The sequence below is a fragment of the Staphylococcus equorum genome, from assembly GCF_001747895.1.
Lineage (GTDB): Bacteria > Bacillota > Bacilli > Staphylococcales > Staphylococcaceae > Staphylococcus > Staphylococcus equorum_A.
Window position 1 is genome coordinate 687,672 of the sequence record NZ_LNNB01000009.1, and the last position, 17,485, is coordinate 705,156.

Below are 17,485 nucleotides of genomic sequence, written 5' to 3' on the forward strand. Positions count from 1 at the left end.
AATATGTTCTACACCTCGTATTTTAAGATCTTCTACTATATGAACTAAGATAAAATAATGTTATGCACTCGCACTGTTATTTTATCTTAGTGGTATCAAACTTAACTATTACATATTTTTCATTGTAAATGTCATGCTTTCAATCACTGACGTTAGTGCATCAGCTGTGTCTAATGAAGTGAGACAAGGTACGCCATTTTCAACTGATGTACGTCTGATTTGGAAACCATCACGTTCGAATTCCTTACCTTTCGTCATCGTATTTACTACAATTTGTACTTCACTTTGTTGAATACGCGTTAATAAATCATCTTCTTTGCCAATTTTACCGACAATTTCTGTTGGTATATGATGCTCAGCTAGTTTATTCGCAGTACCTTCAGTTGCTAAAATTTTATAGCCTACTTCATTTAAACGATGTGCGATACTGACTACTTCTTCTTTATCTTTATCACTCACTGTCATCAATACAGTACCATGATCTTTTACTTCCATACCGCTGGCTGTTAATCCTTTGAATAGGGCTTTTTCCATTGTTGTATCTTTACCCATAACTTCCCCTGTTGATTTCATTTCAGGTCCGAGCGTAATATCAACATTTTTCAACTTATTAAAGCTGAACACTGGTGCTTTGACAAAAACACCTTCAGTATATGGTTGTATCCCTGCTTTATAGCCTAAGTCTACAAGTTTTTCACCCATAATCGCACGCATTGCTAGCTGAGCCATCTGGATGTCCGTAATTTTACTTAAAAATGGTACCGTACGACTCGAACGTGGGTTCACTTCTAAGACGAAGACGCCATCATGAGCGATAACAAATTGGATATTAATTAATCCTATAATATTTAATCCTTTAGCTAGTCTAATCGTATAGTCTTCTAACGTATCCATTTCTTGTTGCGTTAATGTTTGTGGTGGATAGACTGCTATAGAGTCTCCAGAGTGTACACCAGCTCTTTCGATATGCTCCATAATGCCAGGGATTATAACAGTTTCCCCATCAGATATCGCATCCACTTCAATTTCTTTACCTGTCAAATAACTATCTACTAGTACCGGATGATCTGGGCTCGCTTTAACTGCTTGGTTCATGTAATCTTCTAGTTCTGCATCACTATTCACGATTTCCATCGCACGTCCACCTAATACATATGAAGGTCTTACAACAACTGGATAACCAATATTCCTTGCATTTTCTAATGCTTCTTTAGGAGACGTTGCTGTTTTACCTTTTGGTTGAGGTACATCGATTGTGTGTAATAATGCTTCAAATTCTTTACGGTCTTCAGCACGATTTAGATTTTCTAAAGATGTTCCTAAAATTTGAACGTCATGTTTAGCAAGTTTATCTGCTAAGTTGATAGCTGTTTGACCACCAAATTGTACAACCACACCCTTAGGTTGCTCTAAATCAATAATATTCATAACATCTTCTTCTGTTAATGGCTCGAAGTATAACTTATCAGAAATTGAAAAATCTGTTGATACAGTTTCTGGATTGTTATTAATGATAATTGCTTCATAACCTGCACGTTGAATTGCCCAAACTGCATGCACTGTTGCATAATCAAATTCTACACCTTGTCCTATACGAATTGGTCCTGAACCGAGTACAAGAATTTTTTCTTTATCTGTAACAATAGATTCGTTTTCGTATTCATACGTACCGTAATAATATGGCGTTGCTGATTCAAACTCTGCAGCACAAGTGTCTACCATTTTATAAACTGGCGTTATACCATTTTTTATTCTTAAATCATGAACTTCTTCTTCGGTCATATCAAAACGGTGTGCAATGACACGATCACTAAAGCCGTAATCTTTCGCAAATTTCAGATATTTTATGTCACCTTTATTAGCCTTCAAATCATGCTCAATATTAATGATGTGTTGGAATTTATTTAAGAAGAAGTAATCAATTTGTGTCATTTCATGAATTTCTTCTAATGTTGTTCCGCGACGAATCGCTTCACCTATAAAGAATAAACGTTCATCATCTTGGTCATTGATACGTGCTTTAATATAATCTAAATCATATGAATCTCCGTTAGGCAAACCAAGGTGATGTACACCATATTCTAATGAACGGATTGCTTTAAGTAATGACTCTTCGTAAGTTCTACCAATTGCCATAACTTCACCAGTTGCTTTCATTTGTGTTCCTAAAACACGTTCACCTTTTTCAAATTTATCAAATGGGAAACGTGGGATTTTCGAGATAACATAATCTAAAGTTGGTTCAAATGCCGCGTAAGATGTTTCTGTAATTGGATTTAACATTTCATCTAACGTTAAACCAACTGCAATTTTAGCTGCTAGTTTAGCAATTGGATATCCTGTTGCTTTAGAAGCTAATGCTGATGAACGGGACACACGTGGATTCACTTCAATAATATAATAATCCATAGAGTGTGGATCTAAAGCTAATTGCACGTTACAGCCGCCTTCTATTCCTAAGGCACGGATTACTTTTAATGACACGTCACGTAGCATCTGATATTCAATGTCTGACAATGTTTGGCTCGGCGCCACAACAATCGAATCGCCTGTATGTATACCAACTGGATCAATATTTTCCATATTACACACAACGATTGCGTTATCGTTTTTGTCACGCATTACTTCATATTCAATTTCCTTGAAACCAGCGATTGATTTTTCAATTAAACATTGTGTTGCTGGACTATAATGTAGACCGTTCGCTACAATTTCTTTAAACTCATCATCATTATGACAAATACCACCGCCAGTGCCTCCCATTGTAAATGCTGGTCTTACGATGAGTGGATAGCCTACTTTTTCTTTAAACATAAACGCTTGTTCTACGGTGTTTACAATATCACTTTCAGGCACAGGTACCTCGAGTTCATTCATTAATGATCTGAATAATTCTCTATCTTCTGCCTGTTGGATAGATTCTAATTTAGTACCTAAAAGTTGCACATTGTTTGCTTCAAGTTCACCACTATCATGTAGTTGAATGGCCATGTTCAATCCTGTTTGTCCACCTAATGTAGGTAACAAGGCGTCCGGTTGTTCTTTACGAATAATGCGCGCTATAAAATCATGAGTTAATGGTTCAATATATACTTTATCTGCAATTTCTTTGTCAGTCATAATTGTTGCTGGATTCGAGTTTACTAATATTACACGATAGCCCTCTTCTTTTAAGGCTAAACAAGCTTGTGTCCCTGCATAATCAAACTCTGCAGCCTGACCGATGATGATTGGACCAGATCCAATAACTAAAATCGTTTCTATATCTGTACGTTTAGGCATTTGACATACGCTCCTTCGCTTTATGATTATTCATCATGTCGATAAATTCATCAAATAAGTAATTTGAATCAGATGGCCCTGGACATGCTTCAGGGTGATATTGAACTGAAAATGCCGGTAGTGACTTATGTCTTAAACCTTCTACTGTCCCATCATTGATTGCAATATGTGTAATTTCTAAGTCACTATCAATTAATGAGTCTTTATCGATTGCATAACCATGATTTTGACTCGTTATTGCAATTTTTCCTGTTTTAAGATCTTTCACAGGATGATTGGCACCTCTATGACCGAATTTCATTTTAAACGATGTTGCACCTTGGGATAAGGCGAAAAGCTGATGGCCTAAACATATACCAAAGAAAGGAACGCTTCCTAATATACCTTTAATCATTTCAACTGCAATTTTCACTTCTTCAGGGTCTCCCGGTCCGTTAGATAGCATTACGCCATCTGGAGTCATTCTCATAATCGCTTCAGCTGAAGTATCATAAGGTACGACGGTTACATTACAACCACGCAAATTCAATTCTCTAACGATATTTTGTTTTTTACCAAAATCGACCAATACAACACTCAAATCATACCCAGTTGAAACGTAAGGTGTTTTCGTTGATACTTCTGTTACTTCATTTTTTGGTAATTCAGTCGTTTTCAACTGTTCTACTAATGATTCAATTTCAGCTTTATTATCAGTAAAAGCTGCTTTTAACACGCCGAAATTTCTGATTTTTCTGGTAATACTACGCGTATCAACACCTGAAATACCAGGAATATCATATTCAACTAATACGTCATGTAATGTTTTTTGTTTTCTAAAATTACTTGGATGATCACTTGCTTCTTTAACAACTACACCATTTAGGGTAGGTACAAGTGATTCAAAATCATCTCGGTTTATACCATAATTTCCGATAAGTGGATATGTAAATGTAATAATTTGGCCCGTGTATGACGGGTCCGATATGGTTTCTTGATAACCCGTCATTGCAGTATTAAAAACAATTTCTCCTACTGTTAATTGATCAGAACCAAGGGGATAGCCTTCGTAATATGAACCGTCTTCTAAAACTAGATAGCGTTTCTTCAACATTATTTTTCCTCCTTAAATTTAACTTCACCTTCAACCATTGTTAATACTGGCGTACCATATACTTTATAACCGATAAACGGCGTATTACTTCCTTTAGATGCAAAGTCCTCTGCTTTTATTTCACTTTCTTCATCTAGGTTAATAATTGTTAAATCTGCTAATCCGCCTTCTTCTAATGTACCATAAGGTAACTCGAAAGTCTGAGCGGGTTTAATCGTTAAATAATCTACTAACTGTTGTAACGACCAGTCACCATTTTTCACAAAATGCGTATACAATAATGGGAAAGCTGTTTCGCTTCCAACAATACCAAATGGTGCTTTTGTCATAGGCTGTGCTTTTTCTTCTGCAGCATGTGGCGCATGATCTGTTGCAATACAGTCTATCGTACCATCTAATAAACCATCAATCAGTGCTTCTCTATCTTCTTTGCTTCTTAATGGAGGGTTCATTTTATAAATCGCATCATCACCTGGAACATCATCTTCAGTTAATAATAAATGATGTGGTGTAACTTCTGCTGTCACATGTATACCTGCTTTTTTAGCATCGCGAATTGCTCTGACGCTCTCTTTTGTAGAAACGTGACATACATGATAATGTGCGCCAGCCGCTTCTGCTAATAGTACATCACGTGCAATTTGTACTGCTTCACAAATATTTGGAATACCAGGAATGCCTAAAGCTTCACTGCGTTGCCCTTCATGCATAGCGCCACCATAAATTAAACTATTATCTTCACAATGTGCTACGACTGCTTTATTCACTTTTGCTGCCGCTTGCATGGCCTCATACATCATATTAGCTTGTTGAACACCTACACCATCATCTGTAAATGCAAACGCGCCGTTGTTAGCAAGTGTTTCAAAATCGACATGTTCTTTACCAGCTTGTCTCACTGTAATAGCTGCGTAAGGTAATACTCTTACTTCAGCGTTATCTTCTATTAATTGATTTAAATGATTTAAATTTTCTTCTGAATCAGGTACCGGACGTGTATTTGGCATTGGGCAGACGGTTGTAAATCCACCTCTTGCTGCTGCTTTTGTGCCCGTTGCTATTGTTTCTTTATGTTCCCCGCCTGGTTCACGTAAGTGCACATGTACATCTACTAAACCTGGAGAAACAAATTGTCCTTTAACATCTATAACTTCAGTATTTGTATCTACCTCAATTTGCGTAGCTATTTGTTTAATATGTTGTCCTTCAACTAAGATAGACACCGTTTCAAATTCACCATTTTTTAAGATTTTAGCATTCGTTAATAATTTCATTTGTTTCTGCCCCTTTCGATTGTAAAATATAATCTATAACCGCCATGCGTAAGTACATGCCATTTTCCATTTGTTTGAAAATGCGTGATTTTGATGCTTCTACAAGTGAATGTTCTATCTCCACACCTCTATTTACTGGTGCTGGATGCATCACGATTGCTTGTGATTTCAGCCTATTATATCTTTCTTGCGTTAAACCGTATTGATTATGATAGTTACTTACTTCAAATTGTGTTGTGTTCTCATCAGTATGTCTTTCGTGTTGTACTCTTAATAACATTACTATATCTACCTCATCTATAACAGTATCAATATCTTTATACGGCGCATCTAAGGAATCATCTTTCCAAGCATTTGGGCTAGAAAACATTACATTAGCACCAAGTGTTGTTAGACTTTGATAATTACTTCTGGCGACACGAGAGTTTTTAATATCACCACAAATTAAGATATTTAAGCCTTCAAAAGTTTGATATTCTTCGTAGATTGTCATGATGTCTAATAAGCTTTGTGTCGGGTGTTGCCCACTGCCATCTCCTGCGTTAATAATTGGTACGTTAAGCGATTTTAATTCGTCATAATAAGTGGTTTGTGAATGTCTTATTACCAGAACATCTGCACCTACTTGTTCTAAAGTTTTACATGTGTCATATAATGTTTCCCCTTTTTGAACAGAAGATGTATTTGTTTCAAAATCAATTAATTTCAGTCCTAATTTTTGTTCTGCTACTAAGAAACTACTTTTCGTACGTGTCGAGTTTTCAAAAAATAGATTTGCTACAAACTTATCTTCATAACGTTGAGGTTGTAGTTCACCATTTTTTATTGCACTCGCACGTTTGACTAATTCATATATTTCATTTGTAGTTAGATGTTCCATCGATAATAAGTTATCCAATTTTTTAGCCTCCTCATAATGATCAATGCTTATTTATTCGCGGGTGTTTCCTTAGGTAAGATAAGATTGAGTATAATGCCTGCTAAAGCTGCTAATGCCATACCTTCAATTTGCATATTGATACCGACGCCATTTAAGTTAAAGACGAGATTACCAATACCAATTACAAGGATGACTGATGCAATAACAAGATTGCGGTTACTTGCAAAATCAACTTCACTTTCGACTAGCATCCTCAGACCACTTGCTGCGATAATACCAAAAAGTAATATTGATACGCCTCCCATTACAGGTGTAGGTATAGATGAAACGAGCGCTGTAAATTTACCAACAAACCCTAAAATAATAGCAATAACTGCTGCGCCTCCGATGACGTAAACACTATAAATTTTTGTAATGGCTAAAACGCCAATATTTTCACCATAAGTCGTGCTTGGGGGGCCACCAATCAAACTTGCAAACATGGTAGAAACACCATCGCCAATAATCGAACGATCTAAACCTGGGTCTTTAAAAAAGTTACGCCCTACAATTTTATTAATAACCATTTGATGACCAATGTGCTCACTTACAGTCACAAAGACAATAGGAATCAGGACAATGATTAATCCCATGTGAATGGATGGTGTATAGTCTTTAAATGGCAAATACACGTCCGGAAATTGTAACCATTTTGCTTGCGCTATTGGCGCAAAATTGACAAGTCCCATCAATGCTGAAAGGATGTAACCTGTGATAATACCAATTAATACTGGTATCAAGGATAGGAAGCCTTTGAAATAACCCTGCACTATGATTGTTACAATCAATGTGGTCATTGCTACTGCTAAATAACTTAGATTATATCCTTGCATCTCTGAGGAATTCTCAAACATTGCCATATTCACTGCCGTAGGTGCCAAACTTAACCCTATAACCATAATGACTGGTCCTACAACAACCGGCGGCAGTAAATGCATCAGCCATGCTGTTCCAGTTAATCTAATTGCTAACCCGATGAGTACATACATTACACCGCTCATAAACAACGCCATCAACATGTCACCTAAGCTATGTGAATTAAGTCCTGTAATAATGGGTGTAATAAATGCAAAGCTCGACCCTAAGTATGCTGGTATCTTCGCTTTGGTAATTAGTATGTATAACAATGTCCCTACACCAGAAGCTAATAACGCTGAAGATATAGGTAATCCTGTTAAAAATGGTACGAGTACAGTTGACCCAAACATCGCAAATAAATGTTGTGTACTCAGGAATGCCCATTGTCCTAATTTAGGTCTATCTTGCACATCTAATACTGGCTTAACTGTCCGTTCAAACATTGTTTCATTTTCCATGTTTTATGCTTCCTCTCATAAAAAAATCTCTTTACATTAAATTCATGTAAAGAGACTAAAAAGTATATATCTTGATTATTGCTAAGTTGATTTATAGCCATTGACATTTTGACTATAGATAACTCGCAATAAAACAAAGTATATGTGAAGAGGAATGTTATCAACATCGTGCATTTGACAACTATAAATGAATTGCTTACGTATCTAATGCTTAGATCGTAGCTGAAAATTTAAATCCTCTTCCCTTTTCCAGTCTCTCGTACTGAATTAAAAGGTGCTATTCAATTACTACTGCATTTCTATCATCGATTTCTTCAAGAAAAACTGCCACAGCTTCTTCCCTTGCTGTTGGTATGTTTTTACCAACGAAGTCTGCACGTATCGGTAATTCTCGATGTCCTCGATCAACCAGTGTAGCTAACCCTATTTTCTTAGGTCTAGCGTATTGTAACACTGCGTCTAAGGAAGCCCTCACCGTTCGTCCTGTATATAAAACATCATCAATGATAATTACGACTTGATTTGTAATATTAACATCAATTTCATATGCGCTTTCTTCAGCTTCATTTATTGTCTGTTCTAAATCATCTCTAAATTGAGTGATATCAATCGTTCCAGTTGGTACAAGTTTCTCTTCTATGCGTTCAATTTTTTGTTGAATACGTCGCGCTAAAAATGCACCGCGCGTTTTAATACCTAGCAATATTAAATTATCAGTACCTTTATTATACTCTAAAATTTCATGTGCAATACGTGTCACCGTTCTTTGAATCGCTGCTTCATCCATAATAACTCGTTCTGACATTTTAGGCACCTTCCTTAATTTGATAAATATCTATCTCATTTAATACAAAGAAAACCTCATGTCTTTATTAAGACATGAGGTTTAGTTATAAGTTATCATAAACAAACAAGAGATTTATCTTCACTTAACTTAGATGCTTTCTCTACACAGGGATTTAACCGCTATGTTTCCCATTGCGCTGATAAACTTCAGCTACAACAGTGTTCATTTGCTTTCACAAACACACAATATGTTTATGTACCTTATATTAACTACATGTCTTCGAAGCCTCTCTGGACTTTCATTTAAAGACGTATGACGTTCTATTAAACTGTCACTATACTACCATGAATACAATTCACTTGCAAGCGGTCAATTAAAATTCAAGTTAATCATTAGAAGATGTTTATTTCATTCATATGGTGATTTTTCTTGCTTATAAACAAACATAAAAAAGCTACTAGGTTCTAAATATAGAATTCTAGTAGCTTGTGCTTATATATTAACTTGAAATCTTCAAAACTTTATCTTTCAAGTTTATGCTTATTATTTAGTATCACTTTTACGAATATCTGCTAATAATTGCTCAAAGTCTTCAGGGAGTGGTGTAGACTTTTCAATATATTCTTGTGTCACTGGGTGTTCAAAACCAATGATACCTGCATGTAGTGCTTGTCCACCAATATTCAGGGTTTTCTTCTGTCCATATTTTGGATCACCTACAAGAGGGAATCCAATATATTTCATATGTACACGTATTTGGTGTGTACGCCCTGTTTCTAATTCACATTCTACTAAAGTATAATTGTTAAAATGCTCTAATACATTAAAATGTGTAACCGCTTCTTTACCATCATCAACCACTGCCATTGATTGACGATCGTTTTTATTTCTACCAATTGGTGCCTCTATTGTACCGTAATCATGCGGTATATTGCCGTGAACAAGTGCTACGTATTTACGTGTCACAGTTTTCTTAACTAATTGATCCACTAAACTACGATGTGCAATATCATTTTTGGCTACCATTAATAGACCAGATGTGTCTTTATCAATACGGTGTACAATACCTGGACGTACTTCACCATTAATGCCAGATAAATTTTTCATTTGATACATTAAACCATTTACAAGTGTCCCTGTTGAATGCCCAGCTGAAGGATGCACCACAATGCCTTTAGGTTTATAGACGATTGCTACATCATCATCTTCATAATATATATCTAAATTTAAATTTTCTGGATTGATATCTGCTTCTACAATTTCTTTTTCAGTTACTACAATATGGTCGTTTAACTTCGTCTTATAATTTGGCTTAATTAGCTTATCATTTACTTTTACAAGTGATAATTTAATCCAATCTTGGATCTGTGTACGTGACCAATCTGAATTGAATTCAGGTAATACTTTGTCGATACGCTGGCCTGCGTCATCTTTATTTTCTATTTTATACTCATGTATAGTCATGCAAAATCTCTCCTATTCTTCGTTCTTCATATCTGTTAACAAAGCGATAATAATTAACAAAACGCCTATCGTCAAACTAGAGTCAGCTACATTAAATATTGGGAAGTTATAACCAAATATATATGTGTCAATAAAGTCAACAACTTCGCCGTGCAACACGCGATCAATAAAGTTACCTAAAGCACCTGCAAATAATAAACTAATAGCGATTTGCATTAACAAACTGTGTTTTGCTTCTTTAATATAAAATACAATGAGCACTACGAGTATAATAACTGTAATTATATAGAAAAAGCCCATCTTCCCGCTCATAATACCCCAAGCGGCACCATCATTTCTGTGAGAAGTTATATTTAAAAAGTTGGGAATAACTTCAAATGTTTCTCCAACCTTCATTGAACTAGCAACAATAAATTTTGTGATTTGATCTAATATTAATATAACGATTGTTATGAATAAAGAAATACCAATATAGTACGGACGTTTCATGTCTGTACCTCCTATTCTAATCTCAGTCGCTTTTACAACATCTTTCATTATATCCTAATCAAACTTATAAAAAAAGTTACAGTTTGAATATCTGGTAAAAAAGTTACATTATTAATACTTAAAACGCTAATATTATTCACATAGACAATAAACCAATTAAAAAATCATCTACATTTAACAATCAAACGGCTCACCATGTTGCCTAGTTTTAAATGTAGATGAAATATTTTATGTTGATGTAATAACAGTATGATATAGAAGCGCCTACACCCAGCATATGTTTCAACATGAGTTGAATACTGCAAGTTGAAGTTGTGCCCGCGGAAAGCATGCACAAGTACTGTAACAAAATAAAAAACTATACAAATATATATTAAATAAATCTTGCTATTAAAAATATAGTCATGAGTTATCGAAAATATATTTCATATTATTTTACTATTAAATCAAGGTAACGACTTGTGCTGACTCCTGCGGGAAAAGCACGTGCCGAAGACTACAGGCTAAGGCTGTGCCCGCGGAAAGCATGCTCAAGTACTGTTACAAAATAAAAAACTATACAAATATATATTAAATAAATCTTGCTATTAAAAATATAGTCATGAGTTATCGAAAACATATTTCATATTATTTTGCTATTAAATCAAGGTAGCGACTTGTGCTGACTCCTGCGGGAAAAGCACGTGCCGAAGACTACAGGATGAGGCTGTGCCCGCGGAAAGCATGCACAAGTACTACCTGTATATACTATTATGTTTAAACACTTGCGTTTTTCTTAGGATGGATATATTTATAATCTTTAACTTCGTCTTTCGTTATAATTCGGTTTGATATTTCAAAAGGCTTGTTATAATTCATTTCACTCACTTCTAATGAACCATTGTCATTTCGTTGTTCAATATAAGCTACATGACCATACTCACCTTCAGCAGTCTGTAAAATGCTCCCTACCTTAGGTGATTGATTTACTTTATAGTCACTTTTTTGTGCAAACGATGCCCAATACTTTGCGTCGTTCCAATTTTTCCCTATTTTCATACCATCTTCTCTTACTTTTTCAAAGACGTAGTGCGTGCATTGTCCTTTAGTATACGTATTATATTTCATTGGATCTAACGACCAAAAATGATTTGTTGGCTCAGTCATATCTTGGTTATCTAATCCTTCATATGCGGCAGCAACAATAATAATAGTACTTATCGCAAACATCGTACCAAGTCTTTTTTTCATTAATTCACACGACCTTATTATAATTAAATCGAAATTGTATACCATCTGGGCCTGTTAATAATTTGTGAGTAGTTTCAGGGTAATGAAAATCAATAATTGCTAAACCATATGTTCTATTATTTTCAATTCGTTTAATACTTGATAGCCAATTATTAACCACTAAATGTTGGTGATAACCATTAGAGGATAAGTAAAATGCGCCATCTGTTTCTAATGATGATGTTTCAAGTCCGAAATAATTATTATAGTACTGCTTTACTTTGCTTAAATCAATCGATTTTAAATTCAAATATCCAATGACGCTTTCATCTGGAATACCTTGCCATTTTTCATTTGAAGTAAACGTTAATAAATTTGGCACGTTAATCGGTTGTGTTTCAAGCACTACTTTTTCATCTTCAAATAACCAGTCTTCAATTGGATTATCAACATAAAATTCTAATCCATTGCTTTCAGGGTCTTCTAAATATAATGAGGTCGTCACATCATGCTCTCCACCATGTACTGGAATACCCGCTTCACTTATTTGAACAAGCAAATCTGCAAGGTCTGTCTTTGCAGGCAACCTAATCGCCAAGTGAAATAATCCTGCTTCTGAACGTAATGGCTCTCTGCCCTGTATAACTTGATTAAAAGTCATAAAATGATTTAAATTACCAATCTCATATTGGATTGTTGAATAAGATTCATTTACTACATTCATACCTATGATATTTTCATAAAATTGTTTCATTTCATCTTTATCTCTAACATTTAACGTAATGCCATTTACAAAATGTGCGCTTTGACTATGGAACATGTATAACACCTTTCTAAAACTCTAATAAATTCAGTATACTTGAAATCCATTTTTATACATTAAAAAAGCTCATTCAATACTATTATTTTTATTTATTTCTTCATAATTATCTTAGGAGTTCAAACATGAAAAGAGCCTGAGACAAAATACATGTCTCAGACTCAATTATTAATAATTGATGGTGCTACGTTTTATACGAGTGTCTTTACAACTTCTTGACAACGCGGACATAAATCATCAAGTTCGCCAACTGAACCGAGTTCTTCACTATAATTCCAACAACGTTGACATTTTTCACCATGCGCGTGTTCAATACGGATATCACCATATTGATAAGCCACACCGTTTTCAACTGATTCCACTACTTCTGCTTGAGAAGTGATGAATAACTGCTGTAAATCAGAGAATTGTTGTAAAAATGATGTTGCATCAAAGTTCTCATTACTGCCAATTATAACTTTAGCTTCTAACGATTTACCAATTACTTTTTCACCACGTGCTGCTTCTAATGCACGGTTAACGTCATCACGTAAATTCATAAATGTATTCCATCTATCTAAAAATTCACGGTCAACTTCAGTGCGTTCTGGCATACGAGTTAAGTGAATACTTTCTTCTTCAACATGAGGAATATGAGACCACACTTCTTCAGCAGTATGCACTAAGATTGGTGCTAATAGTTTCGTCATATCCACTACAATTTGGTATAACACTGTTTGCATACTACGACGTTTATGAGAATCACGTTCTTCAATATATAAAATATCTTTACCATAATCTAAATAGAAATTACTTAGTTCTACGTTAATAAAGTTTTGAACTTCTTGATAGATGTCTAAGTAGTCATAGTTATCATAATGATCTAAAGTATTTGCTGTAAATTCACGTAGTCTATTTAATAGATATTTATCTACTTCTAATAAATCTGCTTCAGCTAATGCATCGGTAGCAGGGTTATAATCACTCACGTTCCCTAACATAAATCTTAATGTATTTCTGATTTTACGATACACATCAGAAGTTTGTTTTAAGATTTCATCTGAGATACGAACGTCAGCTAAGTAATCAACACTACTTACCCAAAGTCGTGCAATATCTGCACCTTTTTGTTTAACAATTTGATCTGGCACAATCACGTTACCTAATGATTTACTCATTTTTTTACCTGATCCGTCCATAACAAAACCGTGAGATAAGAGCATTTTATATGGTGATTTACCTCTTGTCGCAACAGAAGTTGTGATTGATGAGTTAAACCAACCACGGTATTGGTCACTACCTTCAATGTATAAATCAGCTGGATAAGATAGTTCCGGGCGGCCTTCTAAAACGCCTCTGTGAGAAGAACCAGAATCAAACCAAACGTCCATAATATCTGTTTCTTTAGTAAATTCACCATTTGGACTACTTGGGTGTGTAAATCCTTCTGGTAATAAATCTTTTGCATCACGTTCAAACCAAACATTAGAACCAAATGTTTCAAATAAATCTGCAACATGATTAACAGTTTCGTTTGTCATGATGATGTCACCATTTTCAGCATAAAATACTGGTAATGGTACGCCCCATACACGTTGACGTGAAATAACCCATTCACCACGGTCACGGATCATATTGAAGATACGTGTTTTACCCCAATCTACTTTAAAATCAGTTACTTCGATTGCATCTAAGATATCTTGACGTACTTTATCAATAGAAGCAAACCATTGTGGCGTTGCTCTGAAGATAACAGGTTTTTTCGTACGCCAATCATGAGGATAACTATGTGTGATAAATTCTAAATTTAATAAAGCGTCTTTTTCTTTTAACACATCCGTAATTGCTTTATTAGCTTTGTCATAGAACATACCTTCAAATTGACCAGCTTCTTCTGTAAAGACACCTTTATCATCAACTGGGCTAATTACAGGTAATTTGTACTTCTGACCAACGATATAGTCATCTTCACCATGACCAGGCGCTGTATGAACACAACCTGTACCAGCATCAGTAGTAACATGTAAGCCATTGATAACCAATGAAACACGGTCAACAAATGGATGTTGTGTTTCCACATACTCTAATTCGCTACCTTTAAATTCTTTTTCTAATTCAAGCGTGTTTTCATCCCAGCCTAATGCTTCAACAACATCACTCGCTAAGTCTTTACCGATAATGTATTTTTTACCATTCACATTATATTGACCATAAGTTAAATCAGGATGTACTGTAATCGCTACGTTAGAAGGTAATGTCCATGGTGTTGTTGTCCAAATGATGAATTTTGCATCTGAATCTACAACGCCCTTACCATCTTTAACATCAAATGCTACGTAGATAGAAGCCGAACGTTTATCTTGATATTCTATTTCTGCTTCTGCAAGTGAAGATTCACTTGATGGTGACCAATATACAGGTTTTTTACCTTTATAAATTAATCCTTTGTCTGCCATTTCGCCAAATAAACGAATTTGCGCTGCTTCATATTCTGGTTTTAACGTGATATATGGATTATCAAAATCACCTTTAACACCTAAACGTTTAAAATCTTTTTTCTGATTTTCAATTTGTTCTAAAGCAAATGCTTCACATTTTTTTCTGAATTCAGCAATAGATAATTCTTTACGTTTAACACCTTTTTTAGTTAGTGCTTGTTCAATAGGTAAACCGTGCGTATCCCAACCTGGGACGTAAGGTGCATAAAAACCACGCATTGATTTATATCTAATCATCATGTCTTTTAAGATTTTATTCAGTGCATGTCCCATATGCAAATTACCATTAGCGTATGGTGGGCCATCATGTAAAATGTATGATGGATTCCCTTCATTTTTATCTAACACTTTTTGATAAATGTTTTGAGCTTCCCATTCTTCTTGGATTTTAGGTTCTTTATTTGGTAACCCTCCGCGCATTGGGAAATCTGTTTTTGGCATTAATAACGTTTCTTTATAATCCATTTTATACACTCCTTGTTCCGATTTTCATACTAAATTCAATTCATTCGTACAATAAAAAGAACCCTAAGTTCAATTAACAGGGACGATTAATACCGCGTTACCACCCTGATTAACTCAACTTAGAGTTCTCTCATTGTTCATATATTTTTTTAAAATAACAGTGATATAAACATCTTACATATGAAAGGCTCTCACTGTCCCTAACTCGCTTTGATATGCAAAGAGATGCTTACGCGTCTGTTATTTATATTAATTACTATTTTTTATCTGTTTCAGTATTTGTAGCCTGAGCGTCTGCTTCTGCAGTACTATCTGCTTCTGCTTTCGCTTTCATCGCTTTTTCTTCTTCAGTCAAATCATTTTCATGTAAATGATTAATATTCTCTTGAGTTACTTGTTCAGAATCAAGATCATAATTTAATAAATAATCCCAATCTTCGCTTTTTAGTAAATCAAGTTGAGCCTCAACTAACATACGGAAACGTGATCTAAATATTTTTGATTGGCGTTTCATGTCTTCAGTTTGGAATGAAAGACGACGTGCTTTTTCAACTGCATCATTAACGATTTTATTAGCTTCACTTTGTGCTTTAGAAACTGTTGCTTCAGCATCTTTAGTTGCAGCTAATTTTGTTTCTTCCCCAGCTTGTTTCGCATGAATTAAAGCATCACTTACAGATTGATGAACATCTTTATAAGACTGGATGTTTGTATCTTTATCTTCAATGACTTTCTCTAATTGCTTTTTGTCTTCTTTTAAACGTTCAATTTCGTTACTTAGTTGTTCTAAATAGCTTTCAACCTCAGTTGGTTCAAAACCAGTTTTTACGCGTGTAAAGTCTTTGTTTTTTATTTCATTTGGTGTAAAAGGCATGCGTTATCCTCCTTCTATAATACACTATTTTAGCACTTCTTTAAATATCTGAAATAGTGCTTTATGTCTATATTTTCTATTTTTTTATTTGTATGCATTTTTATTGATTGAAATCTAATTTGACTTGTTTATACGTTAGATAAGTATAACATTATTTGAATAAAGTTTTATACGAAATTCTTACTTTATCTTTTTTAGTTTTACCACCAATATCAGTAATCATTGCTCTACCATAACCTTGGATTGACAATAAGTCACCACTATCAAGTTGAAAATCTGTAGCGTCAATCATTGTATGATTGACCTTGACACGCTTTTTATCAATTAATTGTTTAGCAATTGTACGCGATTTGCGAATCATTTCTTTTAGGATGACATCTAAACGCAAACCACTCACAGTAGTTTCATATGTTTGCCAATGCTCTTTTGATTGTATCATATCTTTTATAGGAATAGAATTAAGTTTAACTGTAGCACCCTTAATTCTATTTAGCTCTAACATAATATAAGATTCCAATTGCTTTGTCAAAGTAAATTGAATTGAGTCATCTACAATAATATCTCCTAATTGCTCTCTTTCTATCCCTAAAGACATAATTGTTCCTAATATATGTTGATGTTGTAGCGTTACAAACTTTTGAGGATAGTCTATTTCAAGCAATACAATTTCAAACAGTTCTTCTTCTGGCACAAAATAATCAGGCGCAACAATAGCCCTTTTGCGTTCTGCATAAGGCCCACCAAAGTATGTCACTTCTAAATCACCATAGCTACCGACTATGACACTCATAATATATTGTCCACGTGGATCTAGAAATGGTGTTAATATAGGCGCATACTGCTCATTCGCACGATTACACTTATCCATAAGTTGATCTATTAATTCATGTTCTTCTTTTCTAAAATGCTGGTAAATATCGATGCTAATCACTCCACATACAAGAGAAAGCACCTCGCGTCATACAACGTTAGGTGCTTCTCATTTATTTTATACATTAGTTATAATTAAACTTAAA

At 34.7% G+C, this 17,485-nt stretch carries 13 protein-coding genes; all 13 read right to left on the reverse strand.

Translation table 11 applies throughout. The features are described from left to right. Nucleotides 1-108 precede the first annotated feature (108 nt). Nucleotides 109-3,282 carry a carbamoyl-phosphate synthase large subunit gene (gene carB / locus AST02_RS05300; protein ID WP_069816248.1) on the reverse strand — a complete coding sequence of 1,058 codons (3,174 nt, stop codon included), beginning with the start codon at nt 3,280-3,282 and terminating at the stop codon, nt 109-111. Continuing rightward, nucleotides 3,275-4,375 (reverse strand): carbamoyl phosphate synthase small subunit, encoded by a 1,101-nt coding sequence (locus tag AST02_RS05305; RefSeq protein ID WP_069816250.1) that lies wholly within the window; start codon nt 4,373-4,375, stop codon nt 3,275-3,277. The genes carB and AST02_RS05305 overlap by 8 nt, the downstream gene beginning before the upstream one ends. Then, nucleotides 4,375-5,649 (reverse strand): dihydroorotase, encoded by a 1,275-nt coding sequence (locus tag AST02_RS05310; protein WP_069816252.1) that lies wholly within the window; start codon nt 5,647-5,649, stop codon nt 4,375-4,377. Before AST02_RS05310 ends, AST02_RS05305 begins: the two co-directional genes overlap by 1 nt. Then, the gene (locus AST02_RS05315) at nt 5,627-6,547 is read right to left on the reverse strand and encodes an aspartate carbamoyltransferase catalytic subunit (protein WP_069816255.1); all 921 of its coding nucleotides are present in this window, start codon (nt 6,545-6,547) and stop codon (nt 5,627-5,629) included. Before AST02_RS05315 ends, AST02_RS05310 begins: the two co-directional genes overlap by 23 nt. 29 nt (nt 6,548-6,576) lie before the next feature. Further along, a complete protein-coding gene (locus tag AST02_RS05320) occupies nt 6,577-7,884 on the reverse strand; it encodes a uracil-xanthine permease family protein (protein WP_069816257.1) in 1,308 nt (435 codons plus the stop codon). Nucleotides 7,885-8,161: 277 nt separating this feature from the next. Further along, nucleotides 8,162-8,689 carry a bifunctional pyr operon transcriptional regulator/uracil phosphoribosyltransferase PyrR gene (gene pyrR / locus AST02_RS05325; RefSeq protein ID WP_002507921.1) on the reverse strand — a complete coding sequence of 176 codons (528 nt, stop codon included), beginning with the start codon at nt 8,687-8,689 and terminating at the stop codon, nt 8,162-8,164. Nucleotides 8,690-9,214: 525 nt separating this feature from the next. Then, entirely contained in the window at nt 9,215-10,135 is a 921-nt protein-coding gene (locus tag AST02_RS05330; protein WP_065337802.1) for an RluA family pseudouridine synthase, read from the reverse strand. 12 nt (nt 10,136-10,147) lie between these two features. After that, the gene (gene lspA, locus AST02_RS05335) at nt 10,148-10,624 is read right to left on the reverse strand and encodes a signal peptidase II (RefSeq protein ID WP_002507923.1); all 477 of its coding nucleotides are present in this window, start codon (nt 10,622-10,624) and stop codon (nt 10,148-10,150) included. A gap of 756 nt (nt 10,625-11,380) precedes the next feature. Further along, nucleotides 11,381-11,854, reverse strand: a complete 474-nt coding sequence (locus AST02_RS05340; RefSeq protein ID WP_069816259.1) for a CHAP domain-containing protein — start codon at nt 11,852-11,854, stop codon at nt 11,381-11,383. Between the two features lie 4 nt (nt 11,855-11,858). Continuing rightward, nucleotides 11,859-12,653 (reverse strand): VOC family protein, encoded by a 795-nt coding sequence (locus tag AST02_RS05345; protein ID WP_069816261.1) that lies wholly within the window; start codon nt 12,651-12,653, stop codon nt 11,859-11,861. A gap of 191 nt (nt 12,654-12,844) precedes the next feature. Then, complete coding sequence (ileS, locus tag AST02_RS05350; RefSeq protein ID WP_069816263.1) at nt 12,845-15,595, reverse strand: isoleucine--tRNA ligase; 2,751 nt, start codon at nt 15,593-15,595, stop codon at nt 12,845-12,847. Between the two features lie 256 nt (nt 15,596-15,851). Beyond that, nucleotides 15,852-16,469, reverse strand: coding sequence for a DivIVA domain-containing protein (locus AST02_RS05355; RefSeq protein WP_021338697.1), 618 nt, complete (start codon nt 16,467-16,469; stop codon nt 15,852-15,854). Nucleotides 16,470-16,620: 151 nt separating this feature from the next. After that, entirely contained in the window at nt 16,621-17,400 is a 780-nt protein-coding gene (locus AST02_RS05360) for a YlmH family RNA-binding protein (protein WP_069816265.1), read from the reverse strand. Between the last annotated feature and the right edge of the window lie 85 nt (nt 17,401-17,485).